Raw genomic sequence first — 18,334 nt, forward strand, 5'->3', positions numbered from 1 at the left:
TGAACTCGGAATAATTCATAATTCTTAATTCATAATTCATAAACCAACAACTCGTCAACTTGTGAACTCGTCAACTAAAAAAACTACAAACATGCCAAACTAACTACTCCCCTCCCTTTGGGGGAGGGGCAGGGGGAGAGGCTCTTTTAACTCGTCAACTCGTGAACTCGTCAACTAAAAAAAAACTTATAAACTCATCAACTCAAAAACTTAAAAACTTATAAATGAACATCTTAGTATTAAACTGCGGAAGCAGCTCTATCAAGTATAAACTCTACAACATGACCGATGAGTCAGTGTTGGCTCAAGGAGGTGTAGAACGTATTGGTCTCGATGAGGCCTTTGTGAAAGTAACCTTGCCCAATGGCGAGAAAAAGAAAATCATGCACGACATGCCCGACCACAAAGAAGGCGTGAACTTCGTGTTCTCTTTGCTCACCGACCCCGAGATTGGGGCTATCAAGTCCTTAAACGAGATTGATGCCGTTGGACATCGTGTCGTGCAAGGTGGCGACCTGTACGAAAAATCCACCCTCGTCGACAAGAGTGTGGAGGATGGTATTGAGAGTTTATGCGACCTGGCTCCTGTGCACAATCTTGGACACTTGCGTGGACTTAGGGCTGTTGACGCGCTCATGCCTCACGTTCCGCAAGTAGCCGTGTTTGATAATGCGTTCCATAGCACCATGCCCGATTACGCTTATCTTTATGCCGTTCCTTATGAGATGTACGAGAAATATCATGTACGCCGTTACGGCTTCCACGGAACCAGTCATCGTTATGTGTCACAGCGTGTATGTGAGTTCTTGGGTAAGGATATCAAGGACATGCGCATCATCACCTGTCATATAGGTAACGGAGCCAGCGTTTCTGCCGTCAAAGGCGGCAAATGCGTTGACACGTCAATGGGATTAACGCCGCTCGAGGGTTTGATGATGGGTACGCGTAGTGGTGATATCGATGCGTCGGTCGTTACGTTCTTGATGGAGAAGTTGCACAAAACGCCGCAAGAGATGTCTGATTATCTAAACAAGGAGAGTGGCGTGCTTGGTATTACAGGCATCTCTTCTGACATGCGTGATATAGAGAATGCCGCTGCCGAGGGTAATAAGCGGGCACAGTTGGCACTTCAGATGTACGACTACCGTATCAAGAAATACATCGGAGCTTACGCTGCCGCCATGGGAGGTGTCGACATCATCGTATGGACGGCTGGCGTGGGTGAAAACCAAATAGGAACCCGTTTGGCTGCTTGCAGTAACTTAGAGTTCTTGGGTGTGAAGATGGATGCCGAAGCCAACAAGGTTCGTGGCAAGGAAGCTATCATCTCTGCTCCCGATTCCAAGGTAACGGTTTGTGTGATTCCTACCGATGAGGAGATTGTCATCGCACGCGACACCATGCGACTGGTGAACGGAAAATAATTCTCTCAACATCATGTTGAGCAAAGGGGATATGCCAAACGGTGTATCCCTTTTTTGCTACTGTGCCTATAGGTGGGTGGAACGTCGCTTAGCAAACACAAATTTCAAAGTTTCTTATCGCTTCTAAGTTCTTTCTGCTTTTATTTCAAAGCAAAGCTTTTCTTCACCCAACCGCGATAGGTGTTTACAGAAAAACTGAGGGTATCTCCTTTTTTATAAACGTCTGTGGGGATGCTGATATAAAATGTGCGTGCGTAATAGCTGGGAACGTTGTTTTGATGGTGGAATAAGCGCAAGTCATGGGTCTCCTTGCCATTAGCATGATGCGTGTTCTTTTGGGTGACAATCCCAACTTTCTGCTGCAACATCGTGTCTTCTGGAGTGCCCGTCATCACACCAATTCTTACATTCAGGTACTGTTGCGATTTACTCATCCAACAGCCTTCTAATTGCACAGGGTCGGAAGGAATCCTCTTCGGTGCCTTTTGAGGGCGCAACACCCACACATGGAGGGCTGTCATTCCCACTGTCGATTCTTCGTCTTGGGTGTAATATAGCATCGTGCGATACACGCTGTCTGGTACATGAGCCCACGAACAGGTGAACGGTACCGTGAAAGTTAACTTCTTTCCCTCATCCGTCCATGCATAGTCAACCTTATTCTTTGTCGAAGTATGGATTTCTGTCATCTCGGCACGTAGATACGAGTAGCGTCCATCTCCCTTGTCATAGGAATTGATGGTGCAGGCTGTGAACAGTCCGAGTAGAGCGAAGAGTATTCCATGTTTTATTTGCATGCTGCCCAATAGTTTCTTAAAGGGTTGGCATACATGGTTAGCATACATTTGCGCAGATACAGATAATCTTTGTTGGGTATGTCAATTCTCGAAAGTTGTTTTTCTGTATAAGTTTCAAAAGTTTTTTTATCCTCATTAGAGTAATTGCTTGCAAGATTCTCATTCTCGTTCAACATATCCAGAGCTACGTAGTTGTTCGGGAATAGACGATAGTGGCGATGTATTTCACGATCGATATGTTGAGCAATCATGCCAAAGATTTCTGTCTTAGGTGTATCGGTGTCCAAGGTTTGTAAATAATCATCTATACATGTAGCGCAATGGTAGTGAATATTTCCCTTGTATCCCATGATACCAGTTTGCATGCTCATAACATCATCATGTTCGCCTTTCTTCCAATCAGGATTGTCGCGTTTCAGTTGAAACTCGGCAGCCTTCAGATAGTCGCATGGATCGTATTCGTAGGATATACTCACGGGTACGATATGCAGTTGCGTGAGTCGTTCCACGACACTTCCTTCACCGCCCATTGACATCATCTTTAGAACACTTTCAGAGGTCCTGTCATCCGAGTCTTTTGCACGCCCTTCTCGTTGTGCTATCCATACGTTGTCGTGTTTCTCTTGAATAACGAAGTGCATATACTCCGCCAAACGTTTGCTCGATAATAGCTTTTCACGCATGGATAAGCTACGCTCCACAATGAACGACTTGTTGATGCGCACCAAGTCTTTTACCCATGGTAATGATAACAGATTGTCGCCAATAGCAATTTCGCAGGTGGTTTGAAAACCATTGTCCATGAGTAACTTGCATAAAAAGGCGGAATCTAAAACAATATCCCTATGGTTGCTTACAAATGTATAACGGTACTTGTTGTCAATGCTTCTAATGTCGATATCACAACTCTTAGCTGCTTTTCTCAACAAATTGTCGAGGAAGGGGTATGCCATTTTTTGCTGAAACTCCAAGTTCGTCTTGCAGGATAGTATTTGTTTTGCAATGATGTCTATGGGAATGTGTGGGTATAGATGAGTCAATACCAGTCTAAATTGTTCGCTATCCAGTATACGGTTAAAGACTTTGGGTAGTTCTTCTGGCTCAAATGGACGTATAGCGTCGAACTGATGTGGTATGTTCATGGCAACGTTAAAATTGATTTTCAATAATTTCTGTTAGCACATTTTTTATGTCCAGTCCTGCAGCCCGTACCTGTTGAGGGATGAAACTGGTGGCAGTCATGCCTGGAGTGGTGTTGACTTCGAGCATGTTCACTACGTCGTTCCCTTGCTCATCTTTTGTGATAATGTAGTCAATGCGGATAATGCCGTTGCAGTGTAGAATGTCATAAATCTTGCTGGTCTCTTCGGCAACCTTCTTAGCGGTGTCGTCGGCGATGCGTGCTGGTGTGATTTCCTGCACCTGACCGTTGTATTTGGCATCGTAATCAAAGAACTCATTGCTCGTTACGACTTCTGTTGCAGGAAAGACAACAGCCTTCTCGCTCGTCTTATAACAGCCAATCGACAGCTCCACTCCCTTCATATAGCTCTCAATCATGGCAGCCTCGTTCTGCATGAAAGCAACCCGCAACGCAGGTGCTAACTGGTCTGAGTTCTTTACTTTTGTAACTCCAAAGCTGGACCCATCGGCAACGGGTTTGACAAAGCATGGCATGCCCAACTGTTCCTCTATTTCTTGTTCAGAGAGCATCGATTCTTCACCACGCCTTAGCAAAATGCTTTTTGCCACCTTGACGCCAAACGAAGCCAGATAGCGGTTTAGAACAAACTTGTTGAAGGTCAGGGCTTCCACCAAGACTCCACTGGTGGAGTAGGGAATGTCCACCAATTCAAAGTAGCCCTGTATGATACCATTCTCGCCAGGTGTGCCATGAATGGTGATGTAAGCATAGTCGAAGATAATCGACTTGCCGTTGTGTACAAAGGAAAAGTCATTTCTATCCACTTTGACAGTGCTGCCATCTTCCAAGCACACATTCCAGTCCAGCCCTCGTATTGTGACAATAAATACCTGATAACGTTCTTTGTCAAAGAACGAATAGAGCCCTTGCGCAGAGCGTAAAGACACGTCGTATTCTGATGAGTCGCCACCACAGACGATGGCAATGTTTCTTTTTAACTCTTTCATGTGTAAACTATATGTGATATTATTCTTCAAAAGTGTCTATGGTTGTGCCATGTATGTACACACGCCATTTTTGTATGAGTTGCTGCATGTCCTCGGGTAAGTCGGACGTGAAGTTCATTTCTCGATTGGTTTTCGGATGTACGAAACCCAAGGTCTTGGCGTGTAAGGCTTGGCGATGACAGAGGCTGAGGCAGTTTTGTATAAATGCTTTATACGTTGAGCTACGCTGTCCACGAAGAATCTCCATTCCGCCATATCGCTCGTCGCCAAATAGAGGGTGCCCAATGTGTTTCATGTGGGCACGGATTTGATGTGTTCGCCCTGTTTCGAGGATGCACTCTATCAGCGTGACATAGCCAAATCGCTCTAATACTCGATAATGAGTGATTGCTGTTTTGCCCACAGCACTGTCTGGAGGGAATACGCACATACGCAATCGGTCTTTGGGATCGCGTGCAATATTTCCCTCGATGCGCCCTTCCTCTTCATTGAAATTGCCCCACACCAAAGCGTGGTAGCTGCGGTGGGTGGTCTTGTTGAAGAACTGTAGTCCCAACTTTGTCTTGGCATCTGGTGTTTTGGCAATGACTAACAGCCCACTGGTGTCTTTGTCAATGCGATGAACCAGTCCCACAGCGGGGTCGTTCGCATCAAAGGTTGGTAGGTCTTTGAGGTGCCATGCCACAGCGTTAATGAGCGTGCCATGAAAGTTTCCTGCCCCGGGATGCACCACCATGCCAGCTGGTTTGTTCACTACCATGACTTCGGTGTCTTCGTACACAATGTTGAGAGGAATCTCTTCCGCCTCAATGGTACTGTCGTGTTGAGGCGCATCCAACATGAGCGTAATCACGTCTAACGGACGAACCTTGTAATTGCTCTTTACGGGTTGGTCGTTTACGTGTACAAATCCTGCATCCGCAGCTTTCTGTATGCGGTTACGACTGGAGTGTTTCAGACGCTCAAACATATATTTGTCAATACGCAATGGCTCCTGATTCTTGTCTACCACAACACGAAAATGCTCATACAGCTGCTGGTCATCCTCGTCTTCTATCAGCGATATGTCGTTAGTCTCTTCTAACATCTAATCTTTTTTGGGCGTGTGTACGGGTGTCTTCTGTGGAGAAGGTTTCACCTTCCTTGGTGTTGCTGGCTCCGCAGGTTGAGGGTTCTTGGGGTAGCTCTTCTTGGGGGCTGGCGTTTCTTTCTGTGCATCTTGAGTCGTCTCCCCTTTGGTTGGCGTCTGGTTGGGCTTTGCCGATTCTTCCACAGGTGCGCTCACTTCTACAAACTGGTCCACATCCTCATCTGAAGCGTCATTGTACTCAGGATAAACGGGGTCGATGTAATTTACCGAATCGGCTTCATCCCTCATGCCATTTCCTGCTTGGATAATCAACGAGTCTTCAATCGAAATCCTGTCACCAGCAGCTACGTGCTTTCCTCGCACCAAGATGCCATATACCCAATCCTTCTCCCCAGGGATAAACTGAGGCATTCCCACCTTGAATCCCATTGCAGAGAGTTTTGCCATTGCCTCTCGCAGGGAGCTGTTGTCAATGACATCGGGCAATGTAATAGTGGGTGATTTGGAGGCATTGATGGTGAGATAGATAATACGACCTGCTTTCACCTTTTCACCAGCAGCAGGGCTTTGCTCTAAGACACAATCGGGAGGCAATGTTTTCACGTATCCCGTATCGCTGACAACCGCTTTGAGTCCCATTTGTTTTAAGATGCTTTCGGCTTCAGTGAACGATTTTTTCTTCACATTCGGAATCATGATGGCTTCACCATGGTGGGTGTACCAGTTCAGCCCATAGCGTACACCGATGCCCATAACGAGCACCACCAATAGCATGGCGAGGAGATTTCCCCACAGATAAAAACTTTTCAATTTACCCAAGAATTCCGACGATTTCATTCGCTTTGTCTTAAAACCTGTTGACAATACTGTCTCCATAGAGACCGCAGCCCACGCCTGTTTGCTTATTTTCTATAATAGGTGCAGGTTATTAGTTGCAAAGATAATGTAAACCAAAGATAGTACAAAATAAAACCTTTGCTTTTTTCTGTGTGATGCACGGCAAAGAGTCTCCAACTGACGAAGGGATAAAGTTAGGTCTGTGTCAATGAGCGCCTCTCTTTTATAAGATTTTTGTCCTGTAATTTTACCAAAAAACGACCATTAAAAATCTTCAAAATAGAAAAAAATAATAGGTAGATGATAGGTAAAAGTACCGTGATTTTCTCAAATAAAGGTGTCTCTTTATGCTGGAACATTGATTTAACCTCTTGGAAACACCATTTAGAGAGGTTATTCACATACAATAGTACCATTAAAGCATGCAAATTGGAAGCTTATCTCAATGCTTTAGTCTGCAACAACCGATAAAAATACGAATGAAAAGAGATAAATTAAACGTAATTTAGTGAATATCAGTAAATTATAAACATCGCTCATTTTTAGCGTATTTGAGACCAACTTTGCCGTTGGTTGTTTACACGAGAATTATGGGAGGCGTTTTGTAAAGAAAATTCAGAATTTTTCTATCATTCTGTGCAGCGTACAGTCAATGCTGTATACAGTGGCTCTATGGGTGTTCAAGCAATGAGTTGACGAGTTCAGAGGTTGCGAATGGTTTGCCACTCTTGCGCTCCATCCTCCTACGTTGGATGTTCTTGATACAAAAAGCAGCAAGAAAATAAGAATTTCTTGCTGCTTTTTGACGTAAGGCGTATGGCTTCATGCCAATTACTTACCGTGATTTTCGTCAGAAACGGTTAGCTTTTTACGTCCATGTGCGCGACGGTTTGCCAATACGCGACGACCGTTCTTGGTTGACATTCTCTCACGGAATCCATGCTTGTTCACCCTTCTTCTATTGTGGGGCTGAAATGTTCTTTTCATTGTTTTTTATATTTATCGTTATTGTTTCGTACGCTTTGGGGTGCAAAAGTACTCATTATTTTCGGAATAACAAAGAAATTGACTAATTTTCACCGAAAAAAGACTGCTTTTTTGCAATTTATTTGTAACTTTGCATCGCTTTTATAAGGCATAGAAGAAAAATTATTTTTAAGAACTAAGATAACAAACAATGATTAATTCACAGGAAATTAAGATTGGAACTTGTATTCGTCTTGACGGTAAAATTTGGACTTGTATAGATTTCCAACACAGAAAGCCCGGTAAGGGTAACACTGTCATGATTACGAAGTTAAAGAATGTTTCTGATGGTCGTGTGTTGGAGCGTACTTTTCAGATTAACTTTAAGTTGGAAGATGTTCGTGTAGAGCGTCGTCCCTATCAATATCTTTATGAAGATACTACAGGTTGCATCTTCATGAACCAAGAGACTTTTGAGCAAATACCTTTGCCTAAAGAGGCAGTAACGGGAGGCGATTTTATGAAAGAAGGCGACATCGTAGAGGTGGTAACCGATACCAGCGATGGCAGTGTGTTGTTGGCAGAAATGCCAGTAAAGACAGTGCTTCGCATTACTCATTCTGAACCCGGTATCAAAGGAAACACCGCTACCAATGCCACTAAGCCTGCTACATTGGAGACTGGTGTTGAGGTGCGCGTACCTTTGTTTGTCAACGAAGGCGAGCTGATACAAGTAGATACGCGCGACGGCAGTTATCTGAGCCGTATTAGCGAGTAGTTATTAACTGTATTGTTAAAGCATACCTCTCACTCAAGGAGAGGAGAAGGAGAGAAAGAGGTCACTGCATACGTGCTGTGGCCTCAACTTGCTTTTCATTTGCTCCCCTTGAATGTGTCAAGCATCAACCTGTGGAGCGTTTATTTAGAAAAAAGTACGTTGCTCACAGTTAGCTCGTTTTAGACATTCCCCTCTCGTTAGAGTGTTCATCAAATCGTTAGACAGTTCACCGAATCGTTAGAGTGTTCATCAAAATCTCCGAGCTGCCCGGGTATCAACTCGTGAACTTGTGAACTCGTCAACTTGTCAACTAAAAACCTTGTCAACTTGTCAACTAAAAAACTCGTCACTATCTAAACTTATGAAATACAGTGTTATCGTTCCTGTTTATAATCGTCCAGACGAAGTAGATGAATTGCTGGAGAGTCTTTGTAAACAAGCGTTTACGGATTTTGAAGTATTGATTATAGAAGACGGCTCTACTTGCCCCTGCGAAGAAGTATGTAAAAAGTACGAGCCATTTTTGGACATCAAGTATTTACTGAAGCCAAACAGTGGTCCAGGACAGACTCGCAACTATGGTGCAGAACGAGCTTCGGGCGACTATCTCATCATTTTGGACAGTGATGTGGTGGTGCCTCACGATTATTTCTATGAGATAGAAAAAGAATTGGCAACCTCTCCTGCTGATGCTTTTGGTGGTCCTGACCGTGCACATGCCTCGTTTACGGACACCCAGAAAGCCATTTCTTATGCCATGACCTCTTTCTTTACCACAGGTGGTATTCGCGGTGGTAAGAAACGTTTGGACAAATTCTATCCAAGGTCGTATAATATGGGAATTCGGCGAGAGGCTTTCCAGCAATTGGGTGGATTTAGTAAGATGCGCTTTGGTGAGGATATTGATTTCTCTATTCGTATTTTCAAGGCAGGCTACACGTGTAGGTTGTTCCCCCATGCTTGGGTGTGGCATAAGCGTCGAACCGACTTTAAGAAGTTCTTCCGCCAAGTCTATAACAGTGGTATTGCGCGCGTCAATCTGTACAAGCGTCATCCGAAGAGCTTAAAGTTGGTGCATTTGCTTCCAACTGTGTTTACCTTAGGAGTAATTTTCCTGTGCTTCTTGATGATATTTGGTCTGATTTTATGGTCAGAATCAAGCAGTGTTGCCGAAGGACCAAACGTGGGACTCATTTTGTTCTTGACAGGTCTCTTACCGCTGGTGTTGTATTGCGGAGCCATTGTGATAGATTCATCGGCAAAGAATGAGAGTCTTAAAATTGGTTTGCTCAGTGTTCGTGCCGCTTTTATACAACTGTTTGGCTATGGTTTGGGCTTTATGAGTGCTTGGTACCAACGGTGTATGCGTGGACGCGACGAGTTTCATGCTTTTGATAAAACCTTTTATAAATAAAACTTTGCCATTTTAGGCGAAGCAAGGATGCTAAATCGCCTCAATCATTTCATCCCATGACAGTGCAACGGAAACATAACGCCACAGAGAAAGTTGGCTCTTCGTCCTCGCAAGACAAGCGGGAGGAGGAAGCCACACCGCCTATCTCTGAACGTCTCTCCATAGTTCATTGGGCAGAAGCCGACCGCCCACGTGAAAAGATGGAACGGTTAGGGGCGGGTGCCCTGTCGCCTGCCGAGCTGTTGGCTATCTTGATAGGCTCTGGTTCGGTAGATGAAAGTGCTGTGGATTTGATGAAACGTTTGTTGAACGACTGCAACAATAATCTCAATACATTAGGAAAACAAACCATTCAAGAACTTACACATTATAAAGGAATAGGACCTGCGAAAGCTATTACCATTCTTGCTGCATGTGAGTTGGGTAAGCGACGTGCCATGGAGAAAGCCGAAGAGCGTGCTGATTTAAGTTCGGCGTTGGCGATTTACGAGTACATGCACCCACGCATGCAAGACTTGGATGTGGAAGAGGCTTGGATATTACTGATGAACCAGCGTTACAAGCTCATCAAAGCGATGCGCATCAGTCATGGCGGAATAAGTGAGACCGCTGTGGATGTGCGAGTAATTATGCGCGAGGCAGTGTTGAGTAATGCCACGGTGTTGGCACTTTGCCACAATCATCCCAGCAATCAAGCCTTTCCCAGTACCGAAGACGACCGACTCACGAAGCGTGTTCAAGAAGCCTCGCAATTGATGCGCATCTACTTTCTCGATCATATCATTGTCACCGACGGTCGTTATTACAGTTATCGAGAGGAAGGCAGAGTGTTATAGAGAAACGGATGCAGTGCGGAGAAGGGCACGCCAGTGATGATGGTTTTTATAATAAATGGATAGATGTATGAAGAAATATCTTTTTTTATTTTTGCTCTTGGTAGCTATTTGCTGGTTTTGTAATTTGGTGTATTATTTCTTCTTCCAGTCAGACCAGCTCACCCTTGTCCATGTCATGACCTGGGAAAGTTTCGTCTTTGCGCTACTCGCAACGGGAGCTATTTATTTCGTCAATGGAGGTAAAAAATAGCATTTCTTGGGTTTGTGACAGTTTTATGTGTTTTTAGAGAGCAAACTTTTAATCTTCTTTTTTCAATAATTCTTATTATCTGATAGAAAGAAAAAGCACTTTCTTAGTCCTACTGGCTTATAAATCATAGTTTTTATGTAAATTTGTAACCAGCTTCAGCAAGTATTCTTCAAAATAGAGCATGCTGTTGTTCTTCTCATATCAATATAAGAAATCATGAATAGTGATATACTTTTAATTTTATCAATGCCACTCGCAGGAACTGTATTAGGTTCTGCATTTGTCTTTTTTATGAAAGAACAAATGTCACAGTTGTTGCAAAAAGCTTTGTTAGGCTTTGCTTCGGGCGTGATGGTGGCAGCTTCTATATGGTCGCTCATTATACCCAGTATGGAGCAGTGGGCAGACATGGGTAAATGGCAGGTGTTCCCTGCTGCCATAGGCTTTGCCATCGGAATAGCCTTTTTGTTGCTATTAGATCATATTACGCCTCACTTGCATTTGGGAAGCGTTAAACCAGAAGGACCTCGCTCTCGATTAAGTCGTACAGCCATGCTCATATTAGCAGTGACTATACACAATTTTCCTGAAGGAATGGCTGTCGGTGTAGTCGTAGCAGGTGTTTTACAAGGGGATATTGGTATATCTATTGCAGCAGCGATGACACTTTCATTGGGTATTGCCATACAGAATATTCCCGAAGGAGCTATCATCTCAATGCCGCTGAAAGCAGAAGGAAAAAGTAAATGGTACTCATTTGTAATGGGCAGTTTGAGTGGAGTAGTAGAACCCGTAGGTTCTGCTTTGGTTATCTTATTGGCAGCCTTGCTTACCCCTACGCTCCCGTTTATGCTGTCGTTTGCCGCTGGCGCCATGTTTTACGTTGTGATAGAGGAGCTAATCCCTGAAGCGTCCCAAGGCGAGCATAGCGATTGGAGTACCATTGGTTTTGCGATTGGATTCTTGCTGATGATGACGCTTGATGTTGTGTTAGGCTAAAAAGATTTTTACTTAGTATCCAATGATTACCGTTAATCATATAAAACTTTGTATCTTCTTTTCCCCCTGGCTTTTAGAGTGATTGATATTCGTGTTGCAAGCAAAAAAACTTATCAGATATGATGACTTTACAAGAAAAAACAAACATTGAAGAAAAAATCGTAGATGTACTCAAAACGGTGTACGATCCTGAAATACCAGTCAATATTTTTGATTTGGGAATGATTTATAAAATAGACGTGAAGGACAACCATGCGGTTGATTTAGATATGACCTTCACGGCTCCCAACTGTCCTGCTGCTGACTTCATCTTAGAGGATGTGCGCAGCAAAGTAGAGAGTCTGGATGGAATCACCGCTTGTGTAGTGAACTTAGTCTTTGAACCCGCTTGGGATCAAAGCATGATGAGTGAAGAGGCGAGAGTAGAGTTGGGATTCGATTAAGACCATTAGCGCCTTGCGCTGTCACTTGTATGGATAAATAAAATCAGAGTATGAAAAATGTATATTTTCTTTCGGATGCTCACCTTGGCTCATGGGCGATAGACCATCGGCGCACACATGAGAGACGATTGGTGCGATTCTTAGACAGTATTAAGCATCGGGCTTCTGCTGTTTACCTCTTGGGTGACATGTTCGACTTCTGGAACGAGTACCGCTATGTGGTGCCAAAAGGTTATACACGGTTTTTGGGGAAAATCAGCGAGCTGACCGATTTGGGCGTTGAGGTTCATTACTTTATCGGCAACCATGACATTTGGACCTATGGCTATCTGGAACAGGAGTGTGGGGTAATTCTGCATCGCAAACCTTTGACGACAGAGATTTACGGCAAGGTATTTTATTTAGCACATGGCGACGGCTTGGGAGACCCCGATCATAAGTTTCAACTCTTGCGGAAGGTGTTTCATAATTCTATCTGTCAACATCTTTTCAATGCCATTCATCCTCGTTGGGGAATGTGGTTAGGACAGACTTGGGCAAAACACAGTCGCTTAAAAAGAAAAGAAGGCAAAGAACCTCCGTACATGGGCGAGGATCATGAGTTTTTAGTACAGTTTACCAAACAGTACATGCAGGCTCATGACAATGTGGATTATTACATCTATGGGCATCGACATATTGAACTTGATTTGATGTTAAGTCGTCAGGTGCGAATGTTCATCATCGGAGACTGGATAACACAGTTTACCTATGTCGTCTATGACGGAGAACATATCTTTATGGAGCAATATATAGAAGGAGAATCCCAACCATAAACTAATTCATAAGCAATCAATCAGTCCCTGTGCTGGGCGGATGGTATGTGTCTAAGCTGTTTTCCTGACAGCTTAACAGTTTATCCAAAATCAACGTCATTCAGAATGGAAATAGCTACACCCTTTTCACATCCCCTTTATGTGATGACCAAGCCCGTTGGTGCTTCGTGTAACTTGGCTTGTGAATATTGTTATTATTTGGAAAAATCGAAGCTTTATCAGGGTGACGTGCGGCATGTGATGAGCGATGAACTGTTGGAAAGGTTTGTCAAGCAATATATCGAAAGTCAGACGATGCAGCACATCATGTTTTGTTGGCATGGAGGTGAAACGCTGATGCGTCCGCTTTCGTTTTATGAAAAGGTGGTGAAGCTCCAATGGCAATATGGACAAGGAAAACACATTGATAATACCATTCAGACGAATGGCACACTGATAGATGACCGATGGGCACGCTTTTTTCACAATCATGGGTGGTTAGTAGGTGTCTCAATAGACGGACCGCAAGAGTTTCATGATGAATATCGACGCAGTCGTACAGGGAAGCCTTCATGGCATGAGGTGATGAGAGGCATTCGGTGTCTAGAGAAATATGCGGTAGACTGGAATGCCATGGCTGTGGTGAACGATTTTAATGCAGATTATCCTTTGGAGTTCTATCAGTTTTTTAAGGACTTAGGCTGTCATTATATTCAGTTCACTCCCATTGTTGAGCGTATCTTACCTCATGGTGATGGACGACACTTAGCGTCAATGGCTGACGGTGGCGAAGGGCAGTTGGCTGACTTCTCTGTGTCTCCAGAGCAGTGGGGACATTTTCTTTGTACCATTTTTGATGAGTGGGTGCGCAACGATGTGGGAAAAACTTTCGTACAGCTCTTTGATGTAACCCTTGCCAATTGGATGGGAGTGGATGGTTCGCTCTGCACTATGGCAAAGCAGTGCGGTCATGCAGGAGTAATGGAATACAATGGAGACGTTTATTCGTGCGACCACTTTGTATTCCCTGCTTATTTACTGGGGAATATCAAAGATAAAACTTTAACCGAAATGATGTACAGTGAACGCCAACGTGCATTCGGGCAAAATAAATATTTGTCGTTGCCACAGCAGTGTAATCAGTGCAACTATCTCTTTGCGTGTTATGGGGAATGTCCGAAGAACAGGTTTTCTACCACGAAGCAAGGGGAACCTGGACTGAACTATTTGTGTAAGGGATATTATCAATTCTTCGAACATGTGGCTCCATACATGGATTTTATGAAAGGCGAACTTGAAGCCCATCGTCCTCCTGCGAATGTGATGGAGGCGATTAGGAGAGGAGATTTGTAATATTTGTCTCAAAAATCTCGTCAATCATGAAAAAACAAAAAGGGAGAAAAATTAAATCTTTTCTCCCTATCAATATCATTCGTTGTCATCGAGTCGATGCGCCTAACACCCTAACTTGATGGTAAGCTTTTCTAACATGTCCTTTGTCATACTGTCCAAATCGTAGGTTGGCTTCCACTGCCATTCGTTGCGAGCACAAGTATCGTCCATCATGTTAGGCCAGCTCTCTGCAATACTTTGTTTCAAGGGGTCTACCTGATACACCATTTCAAATTCGGGTTTGTATTTCTTAATAGCGGCATAAATCTCTTCTGGATCGAAACTCATGGATGCGATATTGAAAGCATTGCGATGAATGAGTTTGTCGGGATTAGCCTCCATAATCATCATTGCAGCCTTTAGCGCATCGGGCATGTAAATCATATCCATCTTTGTGCCAGCCTGAATAGGACAAACAAACTGGTCGCCACGCACCGCATTATAATAAATGTCTACAGCATAATCGGTCGTGCCACCTCCGGGAGGAGTGACGTACGAGATAACACCTGGAAATCTTACGGCACGAGTGTCTACACCATATTTATGATAATAGTAATCACTGAGCAATTCAGTGGTTACCTTAGACACTCCGTAGATTGTCTTGGGACGTTGAATGGTGTCCTGTGGCGTCATGTCGTGTGGCGTGGTAGGACCGAATGAACCAATAGAGCTGGGTGTAAACACAGCGCAATGGTTCTCACGAGCCACCTCTAAGATGTTCCACAAACCATCAATTCCTATCTTCCATGCCAACCGTGGCTTTGACTCGGCAACGACCGACAGCAATGCCGCCAAGTTATAAATGGTGTCGATGTGATAAGATTTCACTACTTCTGCAATTTGCTGAGGATTGGTTACGTCAGCAATGGCACAAGGACCGCTTTCTTTCAATTCGCCTGTAGGCTCAGCACCCGGAATATATCCAGCTACTACATTTTCGTTACCATAATTTTTACGTAATTCTCGGGTCAACTCCGAACCGATTTGTCCAGTTGAACCTATTACTAAAATGTTCTTCATTCTATTTGTTTTTGAGAGTTAGCTCTAAAAGATTCTGTTTGCAAAATAACAACTTTTTTTTGACAATGACACATGAAAGACTAAGAATTTGCATGCCCGTCGTTATTTTATTTTATAAAAAATAACACTTAACACGATGTGGTCTCAAAAATATTGCCTTACTTTGTAAATAAAATCATTTAAATCTAAATCTTATGTACGGTAAAATGAAAGAACATCTTAGCCAGAGCCTCGAAAAGCTAAGAGAAGCAGGACTTTATAAAGAGGAGAGAATCATTGAAAGTCCGCAGGATGCGGCAATCCAAGTAAAAGGAAAGGAAGTGTTGAACTTCTGTGCCAATAATTATTTAGGTCTTTCTAATCATCCACGACTCATCGAAGCGTCCAAGAAGATGATGGATCGTCGTGGTTTCGGTATGTCTTCGGTACGCTTTATCTGTGGTACACAAGACGCCCATAAAGAGTTGGAGGCAGCCATTTCTGATTATTTCAAAACCGACGATACCATTCTCTATGCGGCTTGTTTTGATGCCAACGGTGGTTTGTTTGGTGCGTTGCTCACCGATGAGGATGCCATTATATCCGACTCGTTGAATCATGCTTCCATTATCGACGGTGTACGTCTCTGCAAGGCAAAACGTTATCGCTATGCCAATGCCAACATGGAGGAGCTGGAGAAGTGTTTGCAAGAAGCACAGGCACAGCGTTTCCGTATCATCTGCACCGATGGCGTATTCTCTATGGATGGCAATGTGGCACCGATAGATAAAATATGCGATTTGGCAGAAAAGTACGATGCACTGGTGATGGTTGACGAGAGTCACTCGGCAGGTGTCGTTGGTGCTACAGGACATGGTGTCAGTGAACTGACCGATACTTACGGCAGAGTAGACATCTATACTGGCACTTTAGGCAAGGCGTTTGGTGGTGCGCTTGGTGGATTTACGACAGGTCGTAAAGAGATTATTGAGATGCTGCGCCAAAGCAGTCGTCCTTATCTCTTCTCCAACTCGTTGGCACCCGGCATTATTGGCGCCAGTTTAGAGGTGTTCAAGATGTTGAAAGAAAGCAATAGCTTGCACGATCACTTGGTAGAGAATGTGGAATATTTCCGTGACAAGATGATGGAAGCTGGTTTTGATATCAAACCAACACAAAGTGCTATTTGTGCAGTGATGCTGTACGATGCACCTTTGTCTCAGAAGTATGCTGCGAAGTTGCTCGAGGAGGGCATCTATGTGACTGGTTTCTACTACCCAGTAGTACCCAAGGGCGAGGCTCGTATTCGTGTTCAGCTCTCCGCTGCTCATACGCGTGAACAATTGGATAAGTGTATTGCTGCATTTATCAAGATTGGTAAAGAATTAGGCGTATTGAAATAAGATGAATAACATTCGCTATTTTTACAAAAAAAAAACGCTGTGCAGAATTCTGTACAGCGTTTTTTATGCAATATCGTTGGCAATCTATGATTTCTTTTGGTTATCTTTCTCTCTGATTTCCACTCGACGAATTTTTCCACTGATGGTTTTTGGCAGTTCGTCCACAAACTCGATGACACGGGGATATTTGTAGGGAGCCGTTTCGTGCTTCACGTGATTTTGTAACTCCTTGATGAGCGTGTCATCGGCTTTCGACTTCCATTCATCCGCCAATACCACAGTAGCTTTCACCACCATGCCGCGAATGTCATCAGGTACGCCTGTGATAGCACACTCTACAACAGCAGGGTGGGTCATGAGTGCACTCTCTACTTCGAACGGACCGATGCGATAGCCTGAACTCTTGATGACATCGTCCGAACGACCGACGAACCAGTAATAGCCGTCTTGGTCGCGCCATGCCATATCGCCTGTATGGTAATAGCCATGGTGCCATATTTTCAGTGTTAGGTTTTGGTCACGGTAATAGCCTTTGAACAAACCGATTGGTTTTTTATTTCCGATATAGATACAGATTTCTCCCTTTTCACCATCCTCGCATTGGGTGTCATCGCTTCTGAGCAGTTGTACATCATATTGCGGATTGGGTTTTCCCATAGAGCCTGGCTTAGGTGTCTGCCACGGGAATGTTCCTAATGTCATGGTGGTCTCGGTTTGTCCAAAGCCTTCCATGAGTTGGATGCCCGTTAGTTGGAAAAACTTTTGGTACACGGCGGGGTTGAGGGCTTCGCCTGCCGTGGTACAATAGCGCAGGGCACTCAAGTCGTATTTGGAGAAGTCTTCTCGAATCATAAAGCGATAGACCGTTGGTGGTGCGCAAAATGAGGTGATATGGTATTTCTCCATTTGTCTCATGAGTGATGGTGCATTAAACTTCTCATGATCATAGACAAAAACAACCGCTCCTGCAAACCATTGTCCATAGAGCTTCCCCCACACGGCTTTTCCCCATCCCGTGTCAGCCACTGTGAGATGGATGCTGTCTTCTTGCAGATTGTGCCAGTAAACACCTGTTGTGATGTGTCCCAAGGCATATAGAAAGTCGTGCGCCACCATCTTTGGTTCGCCACTGGTACCACTGGTAAAATACATCAACATGGTGTCTTCATTGGTGTTCACGTATTTGGGACGAACAAATGGAGGTGCTTGTTTCCATTCTTTCTCCCAGTTGTGGAAGTCTGGATGTACGGTTTCTCCAATGCTAATCACCGTTTCAACGGTTGGACTCTTGGGTAAGGCTGCTCGAATTTGCTCAATAATATAGGTGTCGTCTGCACAGACAATGGCTTTGACACTGGCTCGCTGATTGCGATAGATGATGTCGTGCGTGGTCAGCATGTGGGTGGCAGGGATGGCTACTGCTCCTAACTTATGCAGGCCCAGCATAGCCAGCCACCATTGGTAATGACGCTTCAAGATGAGCATTACTTTGTCGCCATGCCCAATGCCCAAACTCTGAAAATAAGCAGCGGTCTGGTCTGTTTGTTCTTTTAAGTCTTGAAACGTAAATCTTAACTCTGCGCCTTGCTCATTGGTCCATAGCAATGCTAACTTATCTGGTCTTTCTTCTGCCCATACGTCCATGACGTCATAAGCAAAATTAAAATTCTCGGGTACCTTAAAGTGCAAATTCGCCTTGAAATCTTCCTCTGAAGTAAACGAAGTTTGCGTTAAAAATCTTTCTACCATGAACTTATGTGT

General features: G+C 44.0%; 18 protein-coding genes. 10 read left to right on the plus strand and 8 right to left on the minus strand.

Annotated elements, in window-relative coordinates:
- The first annotated feature begins 224 nt into the window (after positions 1–224).
- The gene (locus HMPREF9304_RS00005; protein ID WP_036925402.1) at positions 225–1,424 is read left to right on the plus strand and encodes an acetate/propionate family kinase; all 1,200 of its coding nucleotides are present in this window, start codon (positions 225–227) and stop codon (positions 1,422–1,424) included.
- Between the two features lie 140 nt (positions 1,425–1,564).
- Here HMPREF9304_RS00005 and HMPREF9304_RS00010 read toward each other — a convergent pair whose 3' ends face one another.
- The 6 genes from HMPREF9304_RS00010 to rpmH all read right to left on the minus strand — a co-directional run bounded on the left by HMPREF9304_RS00010 (position 1,565) and on the right by rpmH (position 7,286).
- Positions 1,565–2,221: a NigD1/NigD2 family lipoprotein gene (locus tag HMPREF9304_RS00010; RefSeq protein ID WP_036925405.1), complete on the minus strand. Its 657-nt coding sequence runs from the start codon at positions 2,219–2,221 to the stop codon at positions 1,565–1,567.
- Positions 2,212–3,363: a 1-acyl-sn-glycerol-3-phosphate acyltransferase gene (locus HMPREF9304_RS00015; RefSeq protein ID WP_036925458.1), complete on the minus strand. Its 1,152-nt coding sequence runs from the start codon at positions 3,361–3,363 to the stop codon at positions 2,212–2,214. The genes HMPREF9304_RS00010 and HMPREF9304_RS00015 overlap by 10 nt, the downstream gene beginning before the upstream one ends.
- A gap of 7 nt (positions 3,364–3,370) precedes the next feature.
- Positions 3,371–4,372 (minus strand): D-alanine--D-alanine ligase, encoded by a 1,002-nt coding sequence (locus HMPREF9304_RS00020; protein ID WP_036925407.1) that lies wholly within the window; start codon positions 4,370–4,372, stop codon positions 3,371–3,373.
- A 19-nt stretch (positions 4,373–4,391) separates the two neighbouring features.
- Positions 4,392–5,459 carry an RluA family pseudouridine synthase gene (locus tag HMPREF9304_RS00025; protein WP_036925410.1) on the minus strand — a complete coding sequence of 356 codons (1,068 nt, stop codon included), beginning with the start codon at positions 5,457–5,459 and terminating at the stop codon, positions 4,392–4,394.
- The gene (locus tag HMPREF9304_RS00030; RefSeq protein WP_036925461.1) at positions 5,460–6,299 is read right to left on the minus strand and encodes a PASTA domain-containing protein; all 840 of its coding nucleotides are present in this window, start codon (positions 6,297–6,299) and stop codon (positions 5,460–5,462) included.
- A gap of 831 nt (positions 6,300–7,130) precedes the next feature.
- Positions 7,131–7,286 (minus strand): 50S ribosomal protein L34, encoded by a 156-nt coding sequence (rpmH, locus tag HMPREF9304_RS13880; protein ID WP_008124876.1) that lies wholly within the window; start codon positions 7,284–7,286, stop codon positions 7,131–7,133.
- A 190-nt stretch (positions 7,287–7,476) separates the two neighbouring features.
- Here rpmH and efp point away from each other — a divergent pair, with 190 nt between their 5' ends.
- The 8 genes from efp (at position 7,477) to HMPREF9304_RS00075 (ending at position 14,132) form a co-directional block, all read left to right on the plus strand.
- Complete coding sequence (efp, locus tag HMPREF9304_RS00040) at positions 7,477–8,043, plus strand: elongation factor P (RefSeq protein ID WP_036925415.1); 567 nt, start codon at positions 7,477–7,479, stop codon at positions 8,041–8,043.
- A 361-nt stretch (positions 8,044–8,404) separates the two neighbouring features.
- Positions 8,405–9,457 (plus strand): glycosyltransferase family 2 protein, encoded by a 1,053-nt coding sequence (locus tag HMPREF9304_RS00045; RefSeq protein WP_036925417.1) that lies wholly within the window; start codon positions 8,405–8,407, stop codon positions 9,455–9,457.
- 56 nt (positions 9,458–9,513) lie between these two features.
- The gene (gene radC / locus HMPREF9304_RS00050) at positions 9,514–10,293 is read left to right on the plus strand and encodes a RadC family protein (protein WP_262502953.1); all 780 of its coding nucleotides are present in this window, start codon (positions 9,514–9,516) and stop codon (positions 10,291–10,293) included.
- A 67-nt stretch (positions 10,294–10,360) separates the two neighbouring features.
- Positions 10,361–10,543: a hypothetical protein gene (locus HMPREF9304_RS00055; RefSeq protein WP_036925419.1), complete on the plus strand. Its 183-nt coding sequence runs from the start codon at positions 10,361–10,363 to the stop codon at positions 10,541–10,543.
- Positions 10,544–10,759: 216 nt separating this feature from the next.
- Positions 10,760–11,542, plus strand: a complete 783-nt coding sequence (locus HMPREF9304_RS00060; RefSeq protein ID WP_036925421.1) for a ZIP family metal transporter — start codon at positions 10,760–10,762, stop codon at positions 11,540–11,542.
- Between the two features lie 122 nt (positions 11,543–11,664).
- Positions 11,665–11,985: a metal-sulfur cluster assembly factor gene (locus tag HMPREF9304_RS00065; RefSeq protein WP_036925424.1), complete on the plus strand. Its 321-nt coding sequence runs from the start codon at positions 11,665–11,667 to the stop codon at positions 11,983–11,985.
- Positions 11,986–12,035: 50 nt separating this feature from the next.
- On the plus strand, positions 12,036–12,800 hold the full coding sequence (locus HMPREF9304_RS00070; RefSeq protein ID WP_036925427.1) for a UDP-2,3-diacylglucosamine diphosphatase: 765 nt from the start codon (positions 12,036–12,038) through the stop codon (positions 12,798–12,800).
- Between the two features lie 105 nt (positions 12,801–12,905).
- Entirely contained in the window at positions 12,906–14,132 is a 1,227-nt protein-coding gene (locus HMPREF9304_RS00075) for an anaerobic sulfatase-maturation protein (RefSeq protein ID WP_036925430.1), read from the plus strand.
- 102 nt (positions 14,133–14,234) lie between these two features.
- On the opposite strand, the gene HMPREF9304_RS00080 is transcribed toward HMPREF9304_RS00075, so the two are convergent.
- The gene (locus HMPREF9304_RS00080; RefSeq protein WP_036925431.1) at positions 14,235–15,191 is read right to left on the minus strand and encodes an NAD-dependent epimerase/dehydratase family protein; all 957 of its coding nucleotides are present in this window, start codon (positions 15,189–15,191) and stop codon (positions 14,235–14,237) included.
- Between the two features lie 194 nt (positions 15,192–15,385).
- Between HMPREF9304_RS00080 and kbl the strand changes: the two genes are divergently transcribed.
- Positions 15,386–16,573, plus strand: coding sequence for a glycine C-acetyltransferase (gene kbl, locus HMPREF9304_RS00085; RefSeq protein ID WP_008124856.1), 1,188 nt, complete (start codon positions 15,386–15,388; stop codon positions 16,571–16,573).
- 84 nt (positions 16,574–16,657) lie between these two features.
- On the opposite strand, the gene HMPREF9304_RS00090 is transcribed toward kbl, so the two are convergent.
- Positions 16,658–18,322, minus strand: a complete 1,665-nt coding sequence (locus HMPREF9304_RS00090; RefSeq protein WP_036925432.1) for an AMP-binding protein — start codon at positions 18,320–18,322, stop codon at positions 16,658–16,660.
- Between the last annotated feature and the right edge of the window lie 12 nt (positions 18,323–18,334).

The organism is Hoylesella timonensis S9-PR14, assembly GCF_000762405.1.
Taxonomy (GTDB): domain Bacteria; phylum Bacteroidota; class Bacteroidia; order Bacteroidales; family Bacteroidaceae; genus Prevotella; species Prevotella timonensis_A.

Excerpts from the sequence above, each read along its gene's own strand:
- HMPREF9304_RS00005 (WP_036925402.1), top strand. The coding sequence starts at position 225 with ATGAACATCTTAGTATTAAACTGCGGAAGCAGCTCTATCAAGTATAAA.
- HMPREF9304_RS00010 (WP_036925405.1), bottom strand. The coding sequence starts at position 2,221 with ATGCAAATAAAACATGGAATACTCTTCGCTCTACTCGGACTGTTCACA.
- HMPREF9304_RS00015 (WP_036925458.1), bottom strand. The coding sequence starts at position 3,363 with ATGAACATACCACATCAGTTCGACGCTATACGTCCATTTGAGCCAGAA.
- HMPREF9304_RS00020 (WP_036925407.1), bottom strand. The coding sequence starts at position 4,372 with ATGAAAGAGTTAAAAAGAAACATTGCCATCGTCTGTGGTGGCGACTCA.
- HMPREF9304_RS00025 (WP_036925410.1), bottom strand. The coding sequence starts at position 5,459 with ATGTTAGAAGAGACTAACGACATATCGCTGATAGAAGACGAGGATGAC.
- HMPREF9304_RS00030 (WP_036925461.1), bottom strand. The coding sequence starts at position 6,299 with ATGAAATCGTCGGAATTCTTGGGTAAATTGAAAAGTTTTTATCTGTGG.
- rpmH (WP_008124876.1), bottom strand. The coding sequence starts at position 7,286 with ATGAAAAGAACATTTCAGCCCCACAATAGAAGAAGGGTGAACAAGCAT.
- efp (WP_036925415.1), top strand. The coding sequence starts at position 7,477 with ATGATTAATTCACAGGAAATTAAGATTGGAACTTGTATTCGTCTTGAC.
- HMPREF9304_RS00045 (WP_036925417.1), top strand. The coding sequence starts at position 8,405 with ATGAAATACAGTGTTATCGTTCCTGTTTATAATCGTCCAGACGAAGTA.
- radC (WP_262502953.1), top strand. The coding sequence starts at position 9,514 with ATGACAGTGCAACGGAAACATAACGCCACAGAGAAAGTTGGCTCTTCG.
- HMPREF9304_RS00055 (WP_036925419.1), top strand. The coding sequence starts at position 10,361 with ATGAAGAAATATCTTTTTTTATTTTTGCTCTTGGTAGCTATTTGCTGG.
- HMPREF9304_RS00060 (WP_036925421.1), top strand. The coding sequence starts at position 10,760 with ATGAATAGTGATATACTTTTAATTTTATCAATGCCACTCGCAGGAACT.
- HMPREF9304_RS00065 (WP_036925424.1), top strand. The coding sequence starts at position 11,665 with ATGACTTTACAAGAAAAAACAAACATTGAAGAAAAAATCGTAGATGTA.
- HMPREF9304_RS00070 (WP_036925427.1), top strand. The coding sequence starts at position 12,036 with ATGAAAAATGTATATTTTCTTTCGGATGCTCACCTTGGCTCATGGGCG.
- HMPREF9304_RS00075 (WP_036925430.1), top strand. The coding sequence starts at position 12,906 with ATGGAAATAGCTACACCCTTTTCACATCCCCTTTATGTGATGACCAAG.
- HMPREF9304_RS00080 (WP_036925431.1), bottom strand. The coding sequence starts at position 15,191 with ATGAAGAACATTTTAGTAATAGGTTCAACTGGACAAATCGGTTCGGAG.
- kbl (WP_008124856.1), top strand. The coding sequence starts at position 15,386 with ATGTACGGTAAAATGAAAGAACATCTTAGCCAGAGCCTCGAAAAGCTA.
- HMPREF9304_RS00090 (WP_036925432.1), bottom strand. The coding sequence starts at position 18,322 with ATGGTAGAAAGATTTTTAACGCAAACTTCGTTTACTTCAGAGGAAGAT.